This window comes from Jiangella alba (genome assembly GCF_900106035.1).
In the GTDB taxonomy this organism is placed as follows: domain Bacteria; phylum Actinomycetota; class Actinomycetes; order Jiangellales; family Jiangellaceae; genus Jiangella; species Jiangella alba.
This window is the reverse complement of the sequence record NZ_FNUC01000003.1, coordinates 313,575-334,575: the sequence shown is the minus strand read 5'-3', so window position 1 is coordinate 334,575 and position 21,001 is coordinate 313,575. Positions and strand designations below refer to the sequence as shown.

Annotated in this window: 18 protein-coding genes and 1 pseudogene; 4 read left to right on the top strand and 15 right to left on the bottom strand. The window is 73.5% G+C overall.

The window, feature by feature from the left end:
* Positions 1-37: 37 nt before the first annotated feature.
* Positions 38-1,384 carry an ABC transporter substrate-binding protein gene (locus tag BLV02_RS04255; protein WP_069110352.1) on the bottom strand — a complete coding sequence of 449 codons (1,347 nt, stop codon included), beginning with the start codon at positions 1,382-1,384 and terminating at the stop codon, positions 38-40.
* Between the two features lie 30 nt (positions 1,385-1,414).
* The gene (locus BLV02_RS04250) at positions 1,415-3,085 is read right to left on the bottom strand and encodes a hypothetical protein (protein ID WP_141711469.1); all 1,671 of its coding nucleotides are present in this window, start codon (positions 3,083-3,085) and stop codon (positions 1,415-1,417) included.
* A gap of 230 nt (positions 3,086-3,315) precedes the next feature.
* Here BLV02_RS04250 and BLV02_RS04245 point away from each other — a divergent pair, with 230 nt between their 5' ends.
* The 4 genes from BLV02_RS04245 to BLV02_RS04230 are packed head-to-tail and all read left to right on the top strand — an operon-like array spanning position 3,316 to position 7,570.
* Positions 3,316-5,103 carry a hypothetical protein gene (locus tag BLV02_RS04245; protein WP_141711470.1) on the top strand — a complete coding sequence of 596 codons (1,788 nt, stop codon included), beginning with the start codon at positions 3,316-3,318 and terminating at the stop codon, positions 5,101-5,103.
* Positions 5,100-5,861, top strand: a complete 762-nt coding sequence (locus BLV02_RS04240; RefSeq protein WP_216094083.1) for an SDR family oxidoreductase — start codon at positions 5,100-5,102, stop codon at positions 5,859-5,861. The genes BLV02_RS04245 and BLV02_RS04240 overlap by 4 nt, the downstream gene beginning before the upstream one ends.
* Before the next feature lie 2 nt (positions 5,862-5,863).
* Positions 5,864-6,874: an NAD(P)-dependent alcohol dehydrogenase gene (locus BLV02_RS04235; RefSeq protein WP_069110355.1), complete on the top strand. Its 1,011-nt coding sequence runs from the start codon at positions 5,864-5,866 to the stop codon at positions 6,872-6,874.
* A gap of 39 nt (positions 6,875-6,913) precedes the next feature.
* A complete protein-coding gene (locus BLV02_RS04230; protein WP_069110356.1) occupies positions 6,914-7,570 on the top strand; it encodes an AraC family transcriptional regulator in 657 nt (218 codons plus the stop codon).
* On the opposite strand, the gene BLV02_RS04225 is transcribed toward BLV02_RS04230, so the two are convergent.
* From BLV02_RS04225 to BLV02_RS38195, 13 genes and pseudogenes are all read right to left on the bottom strand, one after another.
* Positions 7,522-7,917 (bottom strand): VOC family protein, encoded by a 396-nt coding sequence (locus tag BLV02_RS04225; protein ID WP_069110357.1) that lies wholly within the window; start codon positions 7,915-7,917, stop codon positions 7,522-7,524. The genes BLV02_RS04230 and BLV02_RS04225 overlap by 49 nt on opposite strands.
* 86 nt (positions 7,918-8,003) lie before the next feature.
* Positions 8,004-8,816: a bifunctional allantoicase/(S)-ureidoglycine aminohydrolase gene (locus BLV02_RS04220; protein ID WP_069110358.1), complete on the bottom strand. Its 813-nt coding sequence runs from the start codon at positions 8,814-8,816 to the stop codon at positions 8,004-8,006.
* Positions 8,813-10,129 (bottom strand): allantoinase AllB, encoded by a 1,317-nt coding sequence (gene allB / locus BLV02_RS04215; protein ID WP_069110359.1) that lies wholly within the window; start codon positions 10,127-10,129, stop codon positions 8,813-8,815. The genes BLV02_RS04220 and allB overlap by 4 nt, the downstream gene beginning before the upstream one ends.
* Positions 10,119-10,421, bottom strand: a complete 303-nt coding sequence (gene uraH, locus BLV02_RS04210; protein ID WP_069110360.1) for a hydroxyisourate hydrolase — start codon at positions 10,419-10,421, stop codon at positions 10,119-10,121. Before uraH ends, allB begins: the two co-directional genes overlap by 11 nt.
* Entirely contained in the window at positions 10,418-10,852 is a 435-nt protein-coding gene (gene uraD / locus BLV02_RS04205) for a 2-oxo-4-hydroxy-4-carboxy-5-ureidoimidazoline decarboxylase (RefSeq protein WP_069110361.1), read from the bottom strand. The genes uraH and uraD overlap by 4 nt, the downstream gene beginning before the upstream one ends.
* A complete protein-coding gene (gene pucL / locus BLV02_RS04200; RefSeq protein ID WP_069110362.1) occupies positions 10,852-11,739 on the bottom strand; it encodes a factor-independent urate hydroxylase in 888 nt (295 codons plus the stop codon). Before pucL ends, uraD begins: the two co-directional genes overlap by 1 nt.
* A 9-nt stretch (positions 11,740-11,748) precedes the next feature.
* Positions 11,749-12,969, bottom strand: coding sequence for a DUF6986 family protein (locus BLV02_RS04195; RefSeq protein ID WP_069110363.1), 1,221 nt, complete (start codon positions 12,967-12,969; stop codon positions 11,749-11,751).
* Positions 12,956-13,777, bottom strand: coding sequence for a xanthine dehydrogenase accessory protein XdhC (xdhC, locus tag BLV02_RS04190; protein WP_141711471.1), 822 nt, complete (start codon positions 13,775-13,777; stop codon positions 12,956-12,958). The genes BLV02_RS04195 and xdhC overlap by 14 nt, the downstream gene beginning before the upstream one ends.
* Positions 13,774-16,065, bottom strand: coding sequence for a xanthine dehydrogenase molybdopterin binding subunit (locus tag BLV02_RS04185; RefSeq protein WP_069110364.1), 2,292 nt, complete (start codon positions 16,063-16,065; stop codon positions 13,774-13,776). The genes xdhC and BLV02_RS04185 overlap by 4 nt, the downstream gene beginning before the upstream one ends.
* Entirely contained in the window at positions 16,062-17,483 is a 1,422-nt protein-coding gene (locus tag BLV02_RS04180; RefSeq protein ID WP_069110365.1) for a xanthine dehydrogenase small subunit, read from the bottom strand. The genes BLV02_RS04185 and BLV02_RS04180 overlap by 4 nt, the downstream gene beginning before the upstream one ends.
* 179 nt (positions 17,484-17,662) lie before the next feature.
* Positions 17,663-18,967 carry a guanine deaminase gene (locus BLV02_RS04175; RefSeq protein ID WP_069110366.1) on the bottom strand — a complete coding sequence of 435 codons (1,305 nt, stop codon included), beginning with the start codon at positions 18,965-18,967 and terminating at the stop codon, positions 17,663-17,665.
* A 135-nt stretch (positions 18,968-19,102) separates the two neighbouring features.
* Positions 19,103-19,759 carry a response regulator gene (locus BLV02_RS04170; protein WP_069110367.1) on the bottom strand — a complete coding sequence of 219 codons (657 nt, stop codon included), beginning with the start codon at positions 19,757-19,759 and terminating at the stop codon, positions 19,103-19,105.
* Positions 19,756-20,894: pseudogene (locus BLV02_RS38195) on the bottom strand (sensor histidine kinase). The gene BLV02_RS04170 and the pseudogene BLV02_RS38195 overlap by 4 nt, the downstream one beginning before the upstream one ends.
* Between the last annotated feature and the right edge of the window lie 107 nt (positions 20,895-21,001).

Genomic DNA, 21,001 nt, shown 5'->3' with positions numbered 1-21,001 from the left:
CAGGGGTGGGCCGGCGAGGCGGCCCACCCCCGGGCCCTCAGCCTCGGGTGATGCCGTCCGACGCCGCCTGCAGGGTCTCGAGCACCGTCGACGACGACTCCCCCGTCGCCGAGGACTGCAGTGCCGCCGCGAGGGCGGTGACCAGCTCCGGATACGGGATGGCGCGCGGTTCGGCCTCCTGGGCGGCGGTCGCGGCCAGCAGCGCGAGCGAGTCCTCGACCAGCTCGGGATAGGCGACGTCACCGGGCGTCGCCTCGACGCCGGTCACGCTGGCCGGACCCACCAGGGTGTCCGCGCCGAGCTTCTGGTAGCCGGCCGGGTCGGTCGAGTACCAGTTCACCCACGCCGCCGCGGCGGCCTTGTTCTCGCTGTCGACGTTGATGGCGGTGCCGCTGCCGACCGAGGCGGCCAGCGTGGTCGGGTCGCCGCCGACGGCGGGGAACGGCACGAGCACGGTCTGGAGCGGCGCGGGGTCGCTCACGCCGGCGCCGGACTGGTTGTTGAGGTTCGTCGCGGTGATGAAGTCGGTGGCGCCCCACGAGCCGACGGGCGTCGCCACCGCCTCACCGCGCAGCCACGCGTTCCACGCGTCCGGGTACTGGCTGACGCCCAGGGCGCCGTCCTGGAAGACGCCGTCGGTGAAGAAGGACTGCCAGATGTCGAGGCTGCTCTCCAGCCCGGGTGCGGTCCAGTCGCCGCCCTCGACGGCCGCGGCGAACGCGCCCGGCGCCACACTGCTGGCGATGGCCTGGAAGACGTCCTGGGAGACCCACCCGTCCTTGGCGCCGATGCTGACACACGCCTTGCCGGCCTGCCGCACCGTCTCGCAGAACTGGGCGAGTTCGTCAGGCGCGACCGAGCCGGTGGGGAACTCCAGGCCCAGCTCGTCGAGCAGTCCGACGTTGAGCTGGAGCGTTCCCGCGACGCTGAGCGAGTTCGGCGCCGCCACCAGGCGGTCGTCCACCGTCAGCTCGTCCACCGCCACCGTCGAGACGCTGGAGCGCCACTCCGCGCCGACCTGCGCCTCGTACAGGGGGACGAGGTCCTCGGCGAAGTCCGTGAACTGCTGCGCCATGGCCGGCTCCAGGTTGAACGTGTCCGGCCCTTCACCCGAGGCCAGCGCGGCGCCGAGTGCGGAGACGTAGTCCTTGTAGCTGACGACCTTGGCGGACACCTCGATGTCCGGGTAGACCTCGTTGAACGAGGCGACCGCCGCGTTCACGATGTCAGGCGAGTCGCCCCATGACCAGAAGGTCACGGTGCCGCTCGCCTCCGACGGGTCGGCGCCGGCCCAGGAGGCCTCCTCCTCGGTGCCGCTGCTCTGGGAGCACGCGCTGACACCCGCCGTGACGATCATCGTGAGCGCGATGGCGGCGATCTTCATTGACCGAAGCGTTCTCATCCTCTCCCCTTGCTAGTCGTGGTCGGCCGGTCGAGCCGGCGTGAACGGGGTGACGTCCAGGGCAGCGAAGCGGAACCTGACGACCGCGTCGTCGGCGGCCACCGGCTGCCACGTGTGATCGCGCAGCGTCGACCACGGCGCGCGGAACTCCCGGACCAGGCCCGTGAGGTGGGCCAGGCCATCGGCGGCGACGTGCTGGATGCGCTGCCCGTCGGGTGCGACGTGCAACGTGCGGGCGGCGACCACGTTGCCGGCGCCGGTGTGCGGGGCGGCCAGGACCTGGATCACCGGACCGACGAAGACGCAGACGCCATGACCGAGCCAGGTGGCGTGCTCGTCGGTGTTGTTCAACTGGAGCGAGTGGACCGGGACGCCGTCGGCGTCGATCCAGGTCAGCGCCCGGCCCACGATCCGTTCCGAGCCGCCGGGACGGACGCTCCCCCGGCTCACCTCGGCGGCGCCGGCCGACCAGAACCGCGACGCCCGCACCGACCACGGGAGGCCCGGATCCGACCGCACCGCGAGCTCGAACTCGCGGTCCGGATAGTCGGTGGTCACCTCCACGGTGGCGGTGCCGGCGCTGGTGGCGATCCGGGTGGCGACGGGGACCGGGAGGTCGACCCGCAACCGGTCGCCGCCGGCGTCGCGCTCGAGCCGGACGGCGTTCGCGGCCACGTGGTACATCGCCCGGAAGCCGTGGAACGTGCAGCACCACCACGCCTCCGGGACGTAGTCCTCGGTGAGCAGCCCCGGGTCGGCGGCGAGCGTCTCACAGCCGAAGTGGCCGTTCGGGGCCTGGACGTGCGGAAGGGCGTTGTGCAGCGCGATCTCCGCCGCGTCGAACAGTTCGTCGTCGCGGAAATGGCGGCCGAGGTCGATCGAGAGCATGATCCAGTCGGCGATGCCGCAGCCCTCGGTGTTCAGGTCCATCGGCTGGCGCATGCTCTCGCGGACGCCGCCGTGGGCGAGCACGTACCGCTGCCGCACGAGGTTCCACGCGTCCAGCACCTCCTGCGCCGCCGCCGGATCGGCCCCGAACCGTTCGGCGACGCCGAGCTTCCCCCGCAGCGCCGTGAGGTATCCGTGCAAGTGCCACGGCCCGTCCGGCGGCGGTACGGCGGCGGCCAGCGACTGCGCCGCCTGCACCGCGCGTGGGTCGCCCGTGTGCTCCGCCCAGCGGGTCAGCGGCGGCAGCATCGCGAAGAAGTCGAGCGCGAACTTGTGCTCACGTTCCCGCGAGTAGGTGAACCAGCGCAGCCACCGCGGTACCGACAGCACCAGCGACTCGGCGAGCCTGGCCGTCGCCGCCCGGACGGCCGCCGAGTGCGCCCCGAGCGGGCAGGCCGGGTCGTCGAGCAGCTCGGCGAGCTCCATCAGCCCGGTGAGCAGGAACGCGTTGCCCCAGACCACGCCGTGGTCGAAGCCGCCGAGCGCGGCGTCCGCCGCGCCGAAGGACCCGTCCGCGCGCTGAGCCGGCAGCAGTACGTCGATCACGTCACGCAGCAGGTCCCAGTCCGGAGCGAACCCGAGCTGGGCGGCGAGCGCCACCGCCTCGAGGTAACGGCCCGACAGATCCCCCGAGTAGTCGTCGGCGGTGCGCCGGCGATCCGGGTGGAGGACCAGATCCTGCGTGATCAACTCGGCGGAGTACACCTCGCGGCTCGTGAACTGTCGAGCCGTCAACTCCAGCCGCTTGCCGAGTTCTCCGCGAACTCGGAGATGCGGGAGAAATTCCGTCTGCAGCATGCGCCGTTCCGTAGGTCGGTCCGATGACGGCAGTCGCCGGGGGACGTCTGCCGGACTTGATTGAACGTTTCACCAGTCGGTAGCATCGCCGCGCGGTTGACCGATGTCAAGCGCCCCTCGACGGCCTCCTCACGACAAAGGCAGGGATCGCGATGCAGACCAGCGGCATGCGAGTGCTCGGTAACGGCGCGATCGTGGCGCACCTCGACGGCGCGCAGCTCACCTGGTGCGTCGGGCCCGAGTTCACGATGCCGACGGCGCTCTCCGCCCGGTACGGATTGCCCGGTGGCGGCCCGCTGACCAGTAGTTCCACCCGGGCGCCGAGGTCGATGGAGTGGACCTCGACCCTCACGGACGGGCCACGTCAGCTGGGCGCCGTCCACGACACCGTCACGCCGTCGTCGCCCTGCTATGTCGCCGACGTCGAGCTCACCGAGCCGGTGGAGTTACGGTTCGAGTTCCCGCACGCCGACCGGGTCGTCCCCGAGCAGACGGCCGGCGGCGTGAGCGTGCTCGCCCGCATCGACCGCTTCGGCCCGGTCTTCGTCTACCCGGCGGGCGCCGAGGCGTTCGCCGGCGTCCACGTCTCCGGCACGGCTCCGATCGAGCTGCGGCACGACGGCGGCAGCGTCACGCTCGCGCTCGCCCCGGGCTCCTACACCTGGCAGCTGCTCCTCGGACGCCGGCTCAGCCAGGTGCTGGCTCCGCTACCGGAGTCCGCCCGGTCGGCCGGGGCGCGGGCGACCGCGCACTACCGGCGCACGGTGGCCACCGTCCTCCCGGGCGGCGAGCGTCTGGATGCGCTGCTGCGTGACCACGGGGTCGACTGCCCGCCGCCGGGCGAGCAGCTGATCGACGCGAGCGCGTACCTGATCACGGCCCAGCAGTCCGCCGAGGGCGCGGTCATCGCCGGACCCGAGTTCCCCCTGGCCTACCTGCGCGACTCCTACGGCGTCTCCCGTGCGCTGCTCGATCTCGGGTTGCACGATCGCGCGGCCCGCCTGGCCCGGTTCCGGGTCGCGAAGTGGCAGCGCTTCGGTGACCTCGCCAACGCCGAGAGCATCGGTCACGACCGCATCAGGCACCGGCACGAGAACGACGATGCCGAGGCGCCGGGCTACGCGATGCTGCAGGTACTGGACGCATTGGCGCCCGAGTCGGTCGACGGCCTCGGCGACCTGCTCGACTGGTGCTGGCGCGCCCAGGTGGCGTCGCTACGCGACGGGGTCGTCCCGTTCAACGGCGACGAGACCTACGTCGCGGGCGGCTTCCTCGACCGTTCCTTCCTCCGGTACGGCTCCTTCGAGTCGACCCTGGTCATGATCCGCAGCGGTGAGCGCTATGCGGAGTTCCTCACGCCGCGTGATCCGCGGCGGGCCGCGGCGGTGCGCGAGGTCGTCCAGCAGACCATGTCCGTCTTCGCGGAGCGGTTCGGCGGCCCGGCCGGCTGGCTCACGGCCGCCCGCGTCGGCGGCGCCGTCGAGGAACGACACGGCGTCTGCGAGGCCTGCCACGACTACCCGACCTGGCTCGTGCGGAACAGCGGGGGGCGCTTCGTGTGTGTGCGGTGCCGGGACGCGGACCTGCCGCCCGCGGCCTGGCACGAGGTCAGCGTGCCCACCGCGCAGTTGCTGCCGGCGCTGCTGCCCGGCCCGCCGGTTCCGCACCAGACCCTGATCGACGCGGCGCGCGTCGCGGCCGGGGTGCTCCTCGACCCCGGCGCACGGTCGAACGGACACGACGTCGGCATGTGCCTGATGGCGCTCCCGGCCGGCGATCCGCATGTCCCCGGGCTCCTGCGACAGGCCGTCGAACGGTTCGACCGCGACGCCGGCTGGCCGGAGCGCTTCCGCGGCGACCAACCGGACGGGAGCCGGCGGCGCCCGTGGGAGACCGCACTGAACCTGCTCGCCCTGCGCACCCTTGCCGATCGCCACGAGAGGACACGCACGTGACCCACCACGCGAATCACGACCAGCGCACCATACCGGTCGAGCGCTCCCTGGCCGGCGAGACGATCGTCATCACCGGAGCGAGTTCCGGGATCGGCCTGGCCACCGCGCGAGGGCTGATCGCCGCCGGCGCGAACGTCGTCCTCGGCGCCCGCGACAGCGAGCGGCTCACGCGGCTCGGCGACGAGCTCGGCGCGACTGCTGTGGCGGTCCCCACCGACGTGCGCAGCGAAGACGACGTGCGCCTGCTCGTCGCGGCCGGAGTAGCGCACTTCGGGCGGGTCGACTCGATCGTCCTCGCCGCGGGCATCGGTCTCTACGGCGGGGTCGAGGATCACGACGACGCCGAGATCCGCCGCATGGTCGACACCAACGTGCTCGGCACGGTGTGGGGCGTCCGTGAGGTGCTGGCGGAGTTCCGCCGCAACCGCGGCGGCGACATCGTCATCGTCGCGAGCGTCGCCGGCCTCCGCGGCGGCGCCCACGAGGCGGTCTACGCCGCCACGAAGTTCGCCCAGATCGGCCTCGCCGGCGCGATCGACCGGCAGCTTCGGCCCGAGGGCATTCGCGTCACCGCGATCGCGCCGGCCGGGACCAACACGGGATTCGCGCTGGGCACCGGCCGGGTCGCCGGCGACCCGAGCCTGGCCGACCTGCTCGCGCCCGAGGACGTCGCCCTCCAGATCGTCACCGTGCTCCGGCAGCCGCGCCGCATGCGCACCACGCTCTGGGCCAGCTGGAGCATGGCGGAAGGGAGCTGACGATGACTCGTGCGGCCGTGCTGACGACGCCCGGCGTCATCGAGCTCCAGCAGCGTGACACACCCCGGCCGGCAGCGGGCGAAGCCCTCGTCGAGGTGCTCGCGGTCGGGGTGTGCGGGTCGGACCTGCACTACTTCACCGAGGGGCGGATCGGCGACTTCGTCGTGACGGCGCCGCTGGTCCTCGGGCACGAGGCCAGCGGGCGGGTGATCGCCGTCGGCGCGGACGTCCGGAGGCTGCGGCCCGGCGATCGCGTCGCGATCGAACCGGGCGTCTCGTGCGGCGGTTGCGGGCCGTGCCGGACGGGCCGCTACAACCTCTGCCCGGACGTCCGATTCCTGGCGACGCCGCCGGTCGATGGCGCCTTCACCGAGGTGCTCTCGGTCCCCGAGCCGTTCCTGCACCCGATTCCTGACCACGTCTCGGACAACGCGGGCGCCCTGATGGAGCCGCTGTCCGTCGCACTGTGGGCTCACGACAAGGCGCAAACCGGTCCCGGCGATCACGTCCTCGTGACCGGGGCGGGACCGGTCGGGCTGCTCGCCGCGACCGTCGCGCGGCTGCGCGGAGCCGCGTCCGTCCTCGTCGTCGATGTCGTCCCCGAACGACTCGATCGAGCGCGCGAGCACGGCTTCGACGCGACGATGCCCGGCCGGCCGCCCGCGGCCCGGCGGGCCACCGCCCTGATCGAGTGCTCCGGTTCCGCGGCGGCCGTGTACGACGGTCTCGACGCCCTGGCGCCGGCCGGGCGAGCGGTGCTCGTGGGCATGCCCGCGGAACGGGAGCTGCGCATCCCCGCGGCAGCCGTCCAGGGGCGGGAGCTCACGATCACGGGGACGTTCCGCTACGCGCACACGTATCCCGCGGCGATCGGGCTGGTGGCGAGTGGCCGGATCGATCTCGATCGGTTCGTCACCGCCGAGTTCGGTCTCGGTGACGTGCAACGCGCTCTCGAGGCGCCACGAGCGGATCCGTCGATCCTCAAAGCGGTGGTGCACCCGCAGCGATCATGACGACCGCATCGCCCCACGCCGCGCGGTAGGTTCGGCTCCATGCTCGCGAGCGGTCGTCGTTACCTCCAGTGGCGTGACGACCTGCCCGCGCCGCGTCGCGTCGAGGTCGCGCCGGACGGGTGCCGCGACGTCGTGGTGGTCGAGTCGGCCGGTGGCGGGTTCGTGACGCTGACGCAGTGGGATGCGGGGCTGCGGGTGGTCGAGCTCGCGAAGGGGACGCGGGTGACGGGGTATCGGCTGCGTCCGGGAGCACAGGTGGCGCCGGGGGTGCTGGCCCGCATCGAGGCCGAGCCGCTGCGGGCCGGCGAGATCATCGACGGCGACGTCGTGGTGGACCGCGAGCTCGACGAGGCCATCGGCGCGCTCGGATCGCGCGGCGTGGCCGGGGCGGCGACGCACCTCGGGGTGAGCCGGCGTGGCCTGCAGCGCCGCTTCGCGGCGGCCGGCCTGCCGCCGCCGGGGTTCTGGCGGCTGCTGTCGCGGGCCCGCCGGGCCGCGCTGGCGCTGCCGATGCGGTTGCCGCTGAGCGAGGTCGCCGTCGCGTGCGGCTTCAGCGACCAGGCTCATCTGACCCGCGAGACGGTGCGGTGGTTCGGGCGGACCCCGGCGGAGCTGCGCCGGTCGCCGTCGGTGCTCGGGGTGATCGCTCAGCCGGGGCTGGGCAACTGGATCGGCGAGCAGATCTCGACGAGGTAGCCGTGCGGGTCGCTCACGTAGGACGTCGTCTGGCCCCACGGCTCGTCGCGGACGGGCTGCACCACGGCGGCGCCCGCGGCCACGGCGCGCTGGAACGCGGCGGGGACGTCGTCGGTCTCGAACGCGATCTCGAACGTCGGCCCGGTGACGGACGGCGGCTGCGGGTCCTTGCCGAGCCGCCTCATCAGCGCGGTCGACGAGAACGCGAGCTTGGTGGCTCCGGTCGCCAGCTCGCCGTAGTCGCCGCTGTCGTGGACGAAGCCGCGGTCGAGCCCGAACGCGGTGGCGTAGAAGTCGACGGCGGCGGCCACGTCGTCGACGTACAGGATGGTGTAGCGCAGCTGCATCGGAGGTCCTCTCGGAATCGGTGACCCCCGCAGCATGGCCGTCGGCGCCGTCACCCGTCTTGAACGAACGCGACAGCGAGGACGAGTCAGAGCGGGACGTGCCGGTTGACGTCCTTGTAGAGGAGGTAGCGGAACGGGCCGGGGCCGCCGGCGTAGCAGGCCTGCGGGCAGAAGGCGCGCAGCCACATGAAGTCGCCCGCCTCGACCTCGACCCAGTCCTCGTTGAGCAGGTAGACCGCCTTGCCCGCCAGCACGTAGAGGCCGTGCTCCATCACGTGCGTCTCCGGGAACGGGATCGACCCGCCGGGCCGGAAGTTCACGATGTTGACGTGCATGTCGTGGCGTAGGTCCGCGACGTCGACGAAGCGGGTCGTCGACCACGCGCCGTCGGTGCCGGGCATGTCGACGGGCGTGACGTCCTGCTCGCGGGTGACGAACGCGGACGGGACGTCGAGGCCGTCGACGCGCTGGTAGGTCTTGCGGATCCAGTGGAACGTCGCCGTCGCCGCGGCCTCGTTCGCGATCGTCCAGGCGGTGCCGGGCGGCAGGTAGGCGTACGAGCCCGGCCGCAGCGCGTGCGACCCGCCGTCGACGGTGAGGGTGACGGAGCCGTCCACCACGAACAGCACGCCCTCCGCGTCCGGGTCGGACTCGGGCCGGTCCGATCCGCCACCGGCGGAGACCTCGACGACGTACTGGCTGAACGTCTCGGCGAAGCCCGACAACGGCCTGGCCAGCACCCAGAGGCGGGTGTTCGCCCAGCCCGGCAGGAACGACGCGGTGATGTCGCTGAGCGTGCGGGCCGGGATGACGGCGTACGCCGCGGTGAAGCGGGCCCGATCGGTGGTGAGTGCGGTCTGCGGCGGCAGCCCGCCCCTCGGCACGTAGTAGTCGGTCACGGCTCGCGCCTCCTCAGCAGTCGCCCGCGCGGGGTGTCGTCGACCGGGCGTCCGCGCAGCCACGTCTCGCGGACCACCCCCGTCAGCCGGCGCCCGGCGTAGGCCGAGATCGGGTTGCGGTGGTGCAGCTTCGCGACGTCCACGACGAACTCCTCGTCGGGCGCGAACCGCACCAGGTCGGCGTCGGCGCCGGGTGCGATGCGGCCCTTGTGGCTCAGCCCGACGAGACCGGCGGGCGCGGCGGCCATCCACCGCACGACGTCGGCGAGCGAGTGGCCGCGGGCGCGGGCCGCCGTCCACACCGCGGGCAGCCCCAGCTGCACCGACGCGATCCCGCCCCACGCGGTCGCGAAGTCGCCCTCCTTGAGCGCCGCGGTGCACGGAGAGTGGTCGGACACGACGATGTCGACATCGCCAGCGGCCAGCGCGGCCCACAGCGCCTCGCGGTTGGCGGCGTCGCGGATCGGCGGGCAGCACTTGAGCTCGGTCGCGCCGTCGGCGATGTGCTCGGCGTCGAAGGTCAGGTAGTGCGGGCAGGTCTCGGCACTGACGTGGGCGCGGGCGTCGCGCAGGGCCGGCACCGCCCCGGCCGCGCTGAGGTGGACGATGTGCGCGCGGCCGCCGGTCGTGCGGGCCTGCGCGATGACCAGCTCGATGGCGGCCTGCTCGGCCGCGTCGGGGCGGGAGGCGAGGAAACCGGCGTAGTGCACGCCGTCGAGTGCGGAGTCGTCGAGGAACCGGCCGTCCTCGGCGTGGACGAGCAGCAGCGCGCCCAGCTCGGCGCACTCCCGCATCGCCGCCGCGAACTCCTCGGCGCCGAGATGGCCGAACTCCTCGACCCCGGAGTCGAGCAGGAAGCACTTGAAGCCGAACACCCCGGCGCGATGCAGCGCCGCCAGGTCGGCCCGGTTGCCCGGCACGGCGCCGCCCCAGAAGCCCACGTCCACCCAGACCCGTCCCTCGGCCGCCCGCCGCTTGACGTCCAGGGCGGCGACGGTGGTGGTGGGCGGGACGGAGTTCAGCGGCATGTCGACGATGGTGGTGACGCCACCGGCGGCGGCCGCGCGGGTGGCGGTGTCGAACCCCTCCCACTCGGCCCGGCCGGGGTCGTTGACGTGCACGTGGGTGTCGACCAGCCCGGGCAGCAGCACCTCGTCGTCGTCGAGCGTGACGGTCCGCGCGGCCGGCGGCGCGTCGTCGACCGTCGTGACGGCGGCGATGCGGCCGCCCGCGATGCCAACGGCGGCCGGCACCTCGGCCCGGCCGAGCACGACGCGCCGGGCGCGGACGACGAGGTCGAGCTCAGCTGCCACGATAGGTCGTGTAGCCGTAGGGGCTGAGCAGCAGCGGCACGTGGTAGTGCGCGTCGGCGTCGGCCACGGTGAAGACGACGACCACCTCCGGGTGGAAGGGGCCCTCCGTGGCGAAGCGGAGCAGGTAGTCGCCGGGGTCGAGCCGGTCCGGGCCGAGCGCGGCGACCCTGCCGTCGGCGTTCGTCACGCCCTCGCCGACGGGTTCGCCGGCGCGGGTCTCGAGCGTGACGCGGATGCCCTCGGCCGGGCGGCCGGCGGCGGTGTCGAGGACGTGCGTGGACAGGGTGCTCACAGCGTCGCCTCCAAGCGCAGCAGCGCGATCTCGCGCAGGTTGCCGACGGTCTCGGCCCGTTCGGCGGCGTCGTCGTTGCCCAGCCTCCGGTCCAGCTCGGCGAGAATCTCGTCGGCGTCGCGGCCGGCCGCGCGGATCAGGAACACCCGGCCGAACCGCTCCTCGTACGCGACGTTCCCGGCGGCCAGCCGCCCCGCCGTGTCGCGCACCCCCGACTGCTCGCGCTGCGACTGCGCGCCGCCGCGCTCGCCGATGCGCGGATGGCCGGCCAGCGCCTGGTCGAGCTCCTCGTCGCTCAGGTCACCGGCGGCGGCCTCGGCAGCGGCCAGCAGCGCCGCCCGGTCCCCGTAGGGCTGGCCGGCCAGCACGTCGTCGGCCCAGCGCGGCACGGACAGGCAGCCGAGCAGCGTCGCCCGCGTCGTCGCGGTCATCAGCAGAACCCCGCGACGGCCAGCCAGGCGTGGTCCGCTGGTGGCACGCCGTCGCGCACGACCTGCGCCTCGATCAGCCCGTACGGCCGGTCCGCGGCGATGAACACCTCGCCGTCGTTGCTCAGCCCGTCGACGTCGAAGCCGCTGAAGTCGACCAGGAAGTGATGCAGGTTGGGCGCCGAGAACCTGATCTCGGCCAGCCCCGGCTGCGCGTCGAGGGCGGCGCCGCCCATGGCGTACAGCGTCTCCTGCAGGGCGCGGGAGTAGGTGCCGGCGAACGTCTCCAGCAGCGTGGCGGTGACGGCTTCGTGCGAGGCGTTCCAGTCGACGCCGTCGACGTCGGTGTGCCGCCACCGCGCGACGAGCGACGTGGCGAGGACGCGGTCGCCGGTCTCGGCCAGCGTCGTGAACTCGTCCTTCAGGAAGCCCTGGAACTCCGAGTCCGTCGTGTTGAGCAGCGCGAGGCCGGAGATGCCCGACAGCACGTGCGTGGCGTCGCGCCCGACCGTCACCGCGGCCGTGCGGACGCTGCCGCCGCGGCGGACGAACGAGTGGTCCCCGATGCGGTCCCAGCCGTGCTCCTCGACCTTCACCTGCGCGGACTCGGCGGCCGGGCACGCCTCGAGCAGCCGCGTTCCCAGCGCGATCGCGTAGTCCTCGGCCGAGGTGACGCCGTGCAGCTTCGCGTAGGCGAACGCGGTGTTCTTCTGCGTGTCCGTCGGCAGCACCGCGGCCTGGTCGCCGCTGACGTGCGCGTCGGCGAAGTCGCCGCGCAGCGACGTCGACACGGTGAGGTCGCGGATCTCGTGCCGCCGCGTGTCCCGGACGATGCGGACGACGCGGGACTCGGCCTTGCCGTACTGGTTGAGTCCCAGCGTGTGGGTCATCGGCTGCTCCTAGCGTCTCGGGTCGGCCAGCGAGTGGAGGAGGTCCAGGTCGGCGACCTCGGACGCGTCGACGGCGCGGCAGTCGACGGCGCGCAGCAGGAACGCCGCCAGCGCCCTGGCCGTCGCGGGCTCGTCGGCGATGCCGGTCATGGTGTTGCGGGTGTAGTCGGCCAGCCGGGCGGCCGCGCGGGCCAGTCCGTCCCGGTAGAAGGCGTAGGTGGCGGCGTACCGCGTCGGCAGCTGACCCGGGTGAAGGTCCCAGCCCTGGTAGAAGCCGCGTTCCAGCGACCTGCGGACGAGGCGGTGGTGGTTGGCCCAGGCCGCGGCGACGTCGTCGGCGGCGCCGACCGGGAGCACGTTCGTGGAGCCGTCGGACAGCCGGACGCCGGTGCCGGCCGCGGCCGCCTGCGTCACCAGCTTCGCGTGGTCGGCGACCGGATGCTCCAGCGACTGCTGCCCGGCGGCGATGCCGCAGTAGGCGGAGTAGTCGTAGGTGCCGTAGTGCAGCCCCGTCAGCCGGTCGCCGGCCGCCTGGACCATGCGCGCGACCAGCGCGGTCCCGTCCGGTCCGAGGATCGACTGCGGCGTCTCGATCTGCACCTCGAAGCGCAGCACGCCGCGGTCCAGGCCGAGCCCGGTCTCGAGCACCTCGCAGGCGTGGACCATCGCCTCCACCTGGTCGACGCTGGTCACCTTCGGCAGCGTGACGACCCAGCCGTCGAGTGCGGCGCCGGCGGCGGCCAGCGTGGCGACGTACGAGGTGAGGGTGCGCACGCTGCGCGCCCGGGTCGCGGCCTCCAGGCTCTTGACGCGGATGCCGCCGAACGGCGCCGCCGCGCCCTTCTCCCTGCTCTCCACGAGGGCCGTGGCGGAGCGGACGACGTCGGCGTCCTCGTCGGCGTCGGTCCGTCCGACGTAGCCGTCCTCGAAGTCGACCCGGAGGTCCTCGACGGGTTCGGCGGCCAGCTTCGCCCGTACGCGCGCCACCAGCTCGGGGTCGCGCACGAGCGCCGCGAACCGGTCGGCGTGCTCGTCCAGCAGCTCCAGCGCCGCGGCGCCGTAGGCCGGGACCAGCCCGGCGGTGTGGCGGTCGGCCGGGACGTACACCGTGTGCACCGGCTGCCGCCCCGGCCGCTCCCCCGGGTACGCCCTGGCCAGCGCCGCGTCGGCCGCCGCCAGTCGCGCGTCCAGCTGACCGAGCAGTGACGCCGCGAGCTCATCGGCCGGCATGGGTCTCCTCACGCTCGATCGCGGCCAGCAGGGCGGCGGCCGCCGACACCGCGATGGCCGCCGGGTCCTTGCTGGTCGAGAGGCCGGCCAGCCCGATGGGCGTCTCGACCCGGTCGACGACCTCGGCGGGCAGCGACTCGAGCAGCCGGGTGCGGAACCGGGCCCATTTCGCCGACGACCCGATCAGCCCGATGCCGCCGAGGTGGTCGCAGCGCAACGCGGCGTCGACGATGGCGAAGTCCTCGGCGTGGTCGTGCGTCAGCACCAGCACGCGGGCGCCAGGTGGCAGCTCGGCCAGGACCAGCTCGGGGATCACCGGGATGTGGTGGACGTGCACGGCCGCGACCGCGTCCTGCAGCGGAGCGAGGGCGGCCTCGGACAGCGACTCCGCGCGGGAGTCGACCAGGTGCAGGTCGAGGTCGTGCCGCGCCAGGATCCTGGCCAGCTCCAGCCCGACGTGACCCACCCCGAAGATCGCGACGGCCGGCACGACCGGCAGCGGCTCCAGCAACACCGTCACCTCGCCACCGCAGCACTGCACGCCGTACTGCGCCGGCGCCTTGTCCGACAGGCGCACCGGGTACGACTCGGGCACGGTGCCCCCGGCCGACAGCAGCGCGCGGGCGCGGGTCACGGCGTCGGCCTCCAGATTGCCGCCGCCGATCGACGCCCAGGTCGCGGCCGCGGAGACGACCATCTTGGCGCCCGCCTCGCGCGGCGCGTGGCCGCGCACGTCCGTGAGCGTCACGAGCACCCCGGGCTCCCGCGCCGCCCGCAGCGCCGTGACCCCCGTCAGCCAGCTGGTCACGATGCACCCCGGGCGGCGGTGAGCGCCCAGTAGACCGCCTCCGGCGTGGCCGGCGAGGCGAGCTCGACCGAGTGCCCGGCCGGGCCGAACGCCCCGCACGCGTCGCGCAACGCCTCGCGCACGCTGAGCGCCAGCATCAGCGGCGGCTCGCCCACCGCCTTCGACCCGTAGACGACGCCGTCCTCGTGCGCCTCGTCCAGCAGGGCGACGTGGAACTGCTCGGGCAGCTCGGAGAACGACGGCAACTTGTAGGTCGACGCCGCCTGGGTGGCCAGGCGGCCGCGGCCCGGCCCGTCGGACACGTCCCAGCGCAGGTCCTCGAGGGTCAGCCAGCCGGCGCCCTGCACGAAGCCGCCCTCGATCTGCCCGAGGTCGACCAGCGGCGACAGGCTGTCGCCGACGTCGTGGACGATGTCGACCCGCCGGGTGGTGTACCCGCCGGTGAACCCGTCGACCTCGACCTCGGTCACCGCGGCGCCGTAGGCGAAGTACTTGAACGGGTGGCCCGACATCGTGGCGGCGTCCCAGCTCAGCCCCTCGGTCTTGTAGAAGCCGGCCGCCCAGAGCTGGACCCGCTCGCGGTACGCGGCGGCCACCAGCTCCTCCCACGACGGGTCGCCCAGCGCGTCGCGGACCGGCGCCAGCCGCGCCAGGATCTGCTCGCAGGCGTCCTTGACGGCGCCGCCGTTGAGGTCGGCGCTCGCCGACGCCGCCGTGGCGGACGTGTTCGGCACCTTGTCGGTGCGCGTCGGCGCCAGCCGGACCCGCTCCAGCGGGACCCGCAGCGCCGTGGCCGCGACCTGCAGCATCTTGGTGTGCAGGCCCTGGCCCATCTCGGTGCCGCCGTGGGTGACCAGCACCGACCCGTCCTTGTAGACGTGCACCAGCGCGCCGCCCTGGTTGAACGCCGTGAGGTTGAACGAGATGCCGAACTTCACCGGCGTGACGGCTATACCGCGCTTGCGGTTCCGCTCCCGCGCGTTCCACCGGTCGATCTCGTCGCGCCGGGCTGCCAGCGACGACGTCCGGATGACCTGCTCCCAGGCCGACGCCAGCCGCCCCGGGTGCCGCACCGGCTGACCGTACGGCGTGGCCTGCCCCTCGACGTAGAAGTTGCGGCGCCGCAGCTCGGCGGGGTCGAGGCCCAGAGCGGGCGCGCACCGGCCGATGACGTCCTCGATCACGAGCATCCCCTGCGGCCCGCCGAAGCCGCGGAACGCCGTCTGCGAGGTCTTGTGGGTCCGCGCGATGCGGCCGTGCACGGTGATGTCGGGGATCCAGTACGCGTTGTCGACGTGGCACATCGCCCGGAACAGCACCGGCTCGGAGAGGTCGAGGCTCCACCCGCCGTCGGACGTGAGCGTGGCCTCGAGCGCGGTGAACCGCCCGTCGGCGTCGAACCCCGCCGTCCACGTGGCGTGGAAGCCGTGCCGCTTGCCCGTCATCGTCATGTCCTGTGCCCGGGTCAGCCGCAGCCGCACCGGCCGGCCGGTCAGCGTCGCGCCCAGCGCCGCCACCGCGGCGAGCCCGTGCGGCTGCATCTCCTTGCCGCCGAAGCCGCCACCCATGCGCAGGCACTGGACCGTGACCGCGTGGCTCGGCAGGCCGAGGACGTGCGCGACGATCTCCTGCGTCTCGGCGGGATGCTGGGTGCTGGACTGGACGAAGATCTGGCCGTTCTCGTCGACCAGCGCCAGCGAGCAGTGCGTCTCGAGGTAGAAGTGCTCCTGCCCCGCGAACGACGTCACGCCCTCGAAGACGCGGGCCGCTCGCGCCAGCCCGGCCGCGGAGTCGCCGCGGGCGAGCGTCGGGTGCGCTCCCTGGAAGCTCTCGGCCCCGATGGCCTCCTCGACGGTGAGCAGCGCGGGCAGCGGCGCGTACGTCGCCTCGACCGCCGCCGCCCCGCGCCGGGCCGCTTCGAGAGACTCGCCGAGCACCCAGCAGACGGCGTGGCCGTGGAACATGACCTCGGACGGGAACAGCGGCTCGTCGTGCTTGACGCCGGCGTCGTTGACACCGGGGACGTCGGCGGCGGTGAGCACGCGGACGACGCCGGGCACGTCGTAGGCCGCGGCGACGTCGAGGCCGGTGACGGTCGCGTGGGCGTGCGGCGCCTGCACCGGGTGCGCGTGCAGCACGTTGCTGGTGCGGCCGACCAGGTCGTCGGTGTAGAGCGCCCGGCCGGTGACGTGCAGGGCGGCGCTCTCGTGCGGCAGCGGCGCCCCGACCACGGCGCCGTGCGGCCGCCGGCTGAGCGGGCTGCCGACCGGTTCGGCGACGGTCGTCATGATGTCGCCTCCGCGAACAGCTTGCGCAGCGACTGCCCGAGCATCGCCGCGCGGTAGGCGGCGCTGGCCCGCTGGTCCGAGATCGGCGTGCCCTCGGCCGCCAGCACCGCCGACGCGGCGTCGGCGGTCTCCTCCGTCCACGGACGGTTCTCCAGGGCCGCCTCGGTCGCTCGTGCCCTGATGGGTGTCGCGGCCACGCCGCCGAGCCCGATGCGCGCCCTCCGGACCACCCCGTCGACGACGTCGAGGGCGTAGCCGGCCGCCACCGAGGAGATGTCGTCGAACGGTCGTTTGGCGATCTTGTGGAACGCCGTCAGCCCGCTCACCGGCCGGGGCAGTACCACCTCGGTGATCAGCTCGTCCGGGCGGCGCTTCGACTCGCGGTAGCCGGTGAAGTACTCCGCCAGCGGCAGCGTACGGGTCCCCTCGGCCGAGGCCAGCACCACGGACGCCTCCAGCGCGAGCAGCGCCGGCGGCGCGTCGCCGATCGGCGAGCCGGTGCCGAGATTGCCGCCGAGCGTGGCGCCGTTGCGGATCAGCGGCGACGCGAACTGCGCGATCATCGCGGACACCAGTGGCACCCGCCCGGCCAGCCGGCGGTCGACCTCCGTCAACGTCAGAGCGGCGCCGATGCGCAGCTCGGCCTCCGTCACCGCGAAGCCGCGCAGCTCGGGCAGCCGGTCGACCGCGACCACCAGCCCGGCACGGCGGCCGCGCAGGTTCACGTCGACGCCCCAGTCGGTGCTGCCCGCGACGATCACGGCGTCCGGGTGTTCCCTGAGCAGGGACAACGCCTCGGCCAGGCCGGCCGGCCGGACGTACGTCGCCTCGTCGTCGCGCAGTTCGGTGGCCACCACCGGCGGCGCGGCGCTCCCCCGTCGCAGCGCGATGGCGTCGTCGGCCGCCGGGAAGCCCAGCGCGAAGGCGGCGTCCTTGATCGGCCGGTAGCCGGTGCAGCGACACAGGTTGCCGCTGATCGCGTGCAGGTCGAAGCCGTTCGCGCCGTGGTAGCGGTCGCCGTCGCCGGCCGGCGCGCGGTCGGCCCGGTAGTACTCCGCGCCCATGGAGCAGACGAAGCCGGGCGTGCAGTACCCGCACTGCGAGCCGCCGCGCACCGCGAGCTCCTGCTGCACCGGATGCAGCGCGTCCGGCGTGCCGAGGCCCTCCGCGGTGACGATCTCCTGGCCGTCCAGCGCCGCCGCCGGCGGGAGACAGGAGTTGATCGCCGTCCACTCGGCGGTCCCGGAGCCGTCGGCGGCGGGCCGCGCGACCATCACCGCGCAGGCGCCGCACTCGCCCTCGGCGCACCCTTCCTTGGCGCCGGTCAGCCCGCAGGCGCGCAGGAAGTCGAGCACGTTGGTGTGTGGCGGGACCCCGGTCAGGTCACGAGGCCGGCCATTGACGACGATGTCGGCCATCGACTACCTCCAAGTCGTATCGCCCCATCGGTTCGATGGGCGTGATCGGCAGCTGGAGGTCGGCTAGGCGCCGTGAGCGATACGGCCCCGGGTCCACGCGGTCGAATGCACCAGCCGGCGAACGTCGCCCGGAACTCTCATGGTGACCTCTTCGACAGGTGAATGGAGCGTGAACAACGCTAGCCGGTGCGTCGCGGCCGGTCAACGAGCCGCACGGGGTCGCCGTCGATCCACACCGCGGCGACGTCGGTTGCCGAGCCGAGCGTGAACGTGATGCCCAGCGCGTCGTCCGGACCGGTCGCGTTGCGCAGCGCCGCGTCGTACGTCGAGCCAGGCGCCGGGCGGAGCCACTGCGCGTCGAACCGCTGCCCGACGGAGAGGTGACCCACGTCGGGCAGGTCGAGCGCGGCCGCGCCGGCCGCCGTCGCCAGGTGGAGCAGGTGGGCGGGCGTGAGCGCGTAGCCGTCGGCGCCGAGCTGCTGCTGCGTGAAGTACGCCTGCAGGCCCTCTTTCAGCAGCGAGAAGCCCGATCCCGCCCCGACGTCGGACCCCAGCGCCACCGCGACGCCGTGTCGCAGGTGCCGGGCCAGCGGGAAGAGCCCGCTCCCCAGCGCGGCATTGCTCGTCGGGCAGTGCGCGACCGACGCACCCCGCGCGGCCAGCGTCTCGAGCTCGTCGTCGCCCGGGTGGACGTTGTGCGCCAGCACGCTGCGCCGGCCGACCAGCCCGTGCCGGTCGTACGTCGCGACGTAGCTGCCGGTCTGGAACAGGCGTTTCACCTGCTCGATCTCCTCGACGTTCTCGTTGACGTGCGACGTGACGAACGCCCCGGGGACGTCGTCGAGCACGGCCGCGCAGGCCGCGAGGAGCGGGTCGGTGCTGGAGAGCGAGAAGCGCGGCGTGACCGCGTACCGGGCCCGCCCGGTGCCGTGCCAGCGGCGGGCGAGCGCTGTGCTCTGCTCGTGTGCGCGCTCGGGCGTGCTGAGCAGCTCCGCGGGCAGGTTCCGGTCGCTGACGACCAGCCCGCTCGTCACGCGCAGCCCGGCCGCCGCGGCCGCCTCGAAGAGCGTCTCGACGGCGGCCGCGAAGTGCGATCCGAACACCATCGCGGCGGTGGTGCCCGCGGTCACGAGGCCGGACACGAAGTCCGCCGCCACCTGCGCCGCGTACGCCGTGTCGGCCAGCCGTTCCTCCTCCGGCAGCGCACGGTGCTCGAGCCAGTCCAGCAGCGGCAGGCCGATGCCGCCGATGACGCGCACCTGCGGGAAGTGGACGTGCGTGTCGACGAACCCCGGGAGCAGCAGCCCCCCGTCGAGCGTGACGAGCTCCTCGTCCGGGTGCTCCCGGCGCAGCGCCGCGAACGGCCCGCGCCCCACGATGACGCCGTCGCGCACCAGGATGCCCTCGTCCGAGGAGGACCTCAGCTTCCCCCCGGCGAACGGGCTCTCAGGGGTGTCGAGCACCGCCCCACGAAACATCGTCATGCGTCACCCCCAGCACGACGATAGCCGCCACGGGCGATCGCGACCCGGCACTCGATTGTCCGGGGTCGCGCAACCCCGGCCGCACTCATCGCTGGGCTGTCGAACCCCACGGGCCCACGCTGCGATCCGTACCCACTAATCGGCTCTCACGCGTCTGGTGTCGTATGCCCACATCGCGATCTCGACGCGGTTGCGGGCGCCGAGCTTGGTCATCAACGATGCGACGTGGGTCTTGACCGTGCTCAGGCCGACAAAGAGCTCGGTGCCGATCTCGGCATTGGTCCGGCCCCGTGCCACCAGCGTGAGCACCTCCTCCTCGCGCTCGGTGAGCGGGTCGATGGGCTGGACCGGTACCACTGGCGCCTGGTCGGCGAAGGTCGCCAGCAGCCGGCGGGTGACGTTGGGGGCGATCAGCGCGTCCCCGTTGGCCGCCGCGTGGATCGCCTGCACGAGGAGCTCCGGCCCGGCGTCCTTGAGCAGGAAGCCGCGGGCGCCCGCGCGTAGCGCGCCGAGGACGTACTCATCGAGGTCGAAGGTGGTGATCACGACGACCGCCATCGGGTCCGTCACACCTGGCCCGGCCAGGCGCCGCGTCACCTCGACGCCGTCGAGCCCGGGCATCCGGATGTCGACGAGGAGGACATCGGGATGCAGCCGGGTCGCCAGGTCGAGCGCCACGAGCCCGTCTGCTGCCTCCCCCACGACCTCGATGCCGGGTTGCGCGCCGAGGATCATCACCAGCCCGGTCCGGACCAGGTCCTGGTCGTCGGCTACGACAACACGGATGCTCATGCCGGCGCCTCCACCGGCAGCACGGCCTCGACCACCCAGCCACCCCGGGCGCCGGCCCCGCGCAGAGCGATCCGCCGAGGAGCTGGGCGCGTTCGGCCATGCCCAGCAGGCCGAACCCAGGCTCCGGGGCCGGCCGCGGCTCGGTCCGTCCATCGTCGCTGACGCGCAGCCTGACGGCGTCGCCCTCACGGCGTACGTCGATCCCGACGCGGGTCGCGCTCCGGGCGTGCCGTACGGCGTTGGTCAGCGACTCCTGCGCGAGCCGGTAGAGCGCGGCATCCACGGGTCGTGCGAGCCGGGTCAACGAACCGTCCAGCGAGACCTCGACGGTGGGCGTCGCGTCGGCGCGCGCCAGAGCAGGCAGGTCCGCGACACCCAACTGCGGTGAGTAGTCGACGGCTTCCTCCTCACGCAGCAACCGCACCATGGATCTCATCTCCGCCAGGGTTCGCGACGCCTCGGACTCGATCGCGGCCAGGACCTCGGCGGCCTTCTCAGGCTCGGTGCCGGCAACCACGCCGCCGGCCTGAGCCTGCACCGCGATGGCCGAGACGTGGTGGGCCACGGTGTCGTGCAGTTCGCGAGCCAGCCCCACCCGCTCCTGATTGCGGATCTCGCGCTGTTGGCGTTGCCAGAGGTCCGCGCGGTAGCGGAACACCGCCGCGAGGGCGACGAACAACAGCAGGAGGACGCTCCCGCCGAAAACGTCGGCCCAGCCCGCGGAGGAGACGTACATCCCCAGCGCGACGACGACCGTCACGACCGCCGCCCCCAAGACGATCTCCCGGCCCGAACCCCACCGCGCCAGGGAGTAGAGCAGGATCAGGACGGCCATCATGGAGTAGAGGCCGAGGTCCCCGCCGCGCGCAGTCAGCTGGAGGACCGAGAGCAGCCCGGCGACGCCCCACCCGATCAGAGCGGCCATCAGGGGGCGACCCCGCCGCCAGAGCAGGGCAGGCATCAGCACGAGGGCGAGCACCGTCACAAGGGGTCGCCAGGCCAAGCCCGGCCGAGCGATGCCCTCGGCCAAGGCGGCGGCCGCGAACACGCCCACCAGCAGCCAGTCGAGCCGGCCGACGGGTGGGGCGTCAGCAGGCCGCGGCTCGTGCCAGATGGAGCGCCGGACGGTGACCACGGCTCCAGCCTAGGGACCGGCGTGCCTCGGCGTACCCGCCGAAAGAACGAGAGCGAGACCATGCCAACGGCCAGGCGAACCCCGGCCTCCGGGCCGAGGCGCCCTCC

Coding starts and splice junctions, on each gene's coding strand:
- BLV02_RS04255 (WP_069110352.1), bottom strand. CDS start 1,384: ATGAAGATCGCCGCCATCGCGCTCACGATGATCGTCACGGCGGGTGTC.
- BLV02_RS04245 (WP_141711470.1), top strand. CDS start 3,316: ATGCGAGTGCTCGGTAACGGCGCGATCGTGGCGCACCTCGACGGCGCG.
- BLV02_RS04235 (WP_069110355.1), top strand. CDS start 5,864: ATGACTCGTGCGGCCGTGCTGACGACGCCCGGCGTCATCGAGCTCCAG.
- BLV02_RS04230 (WP_069110356.1), top strand. CDS start 6,914: ATGCTCGCGAGCGGTCGTCGTTACCTCCAGTGGCGTGACGACCTGCCC.
- BLV02_RS04225 (WP_069110357.1), bottom strand. CDS start 7,917: ATGCAGCTGCGCTACACCATCCTGTACGTCGACGACGTGGCCGCCGCC.
- uraD (WP_069110361.1), bottom strand. CDS start 10,852: ATGACCGCGACGACGCGGGCGACGCTGCTCGGCTGCCTGTCCGTGCCG.
- pucL (WP_069110362.1), bottom strand. CDS start 11,739: ATGACCCACACGCTGGGACTCAACCAGTACGGCAAGGCCGAGTCCCGC.
- BLV02_RS04195 (WP_069110363.1), bottom strand. CDS start 12,969: ATGCCGGCCGATGAGCTCGCGGCGTCACTGCTCGGTCAGCTGGACGCG.
- BLV02_RS04185 (WP_069110364.1), bottom strand. CDS start 16,065: ATGACGACCGTCGCCGAACCGGTCGGCAGCCCGCTCAGCCGGCGGCCG.
- BLV02_RS04180 (WP_069110365.1), bottom strand. CDS start 17,483: ATGGCCGACATCGTCGTCAATGGCCGGCCTCGTGACCTGACCGGGGTC.
- BLV02_RS04175 (WP_069110366.1), bottom strand. CDS start 18,967: ATGACGATGTTTCGTGGGGCGGTGCTCGACACCCCTGAGAGCCCGTTC.
- BLV02_RS04170 (WP_069110367.1), bottom strand. CDS start 19,759: ATGAGCATCCGTGTTGTCGTAGCCGACGACCAGGACCTGGTCCGGACC.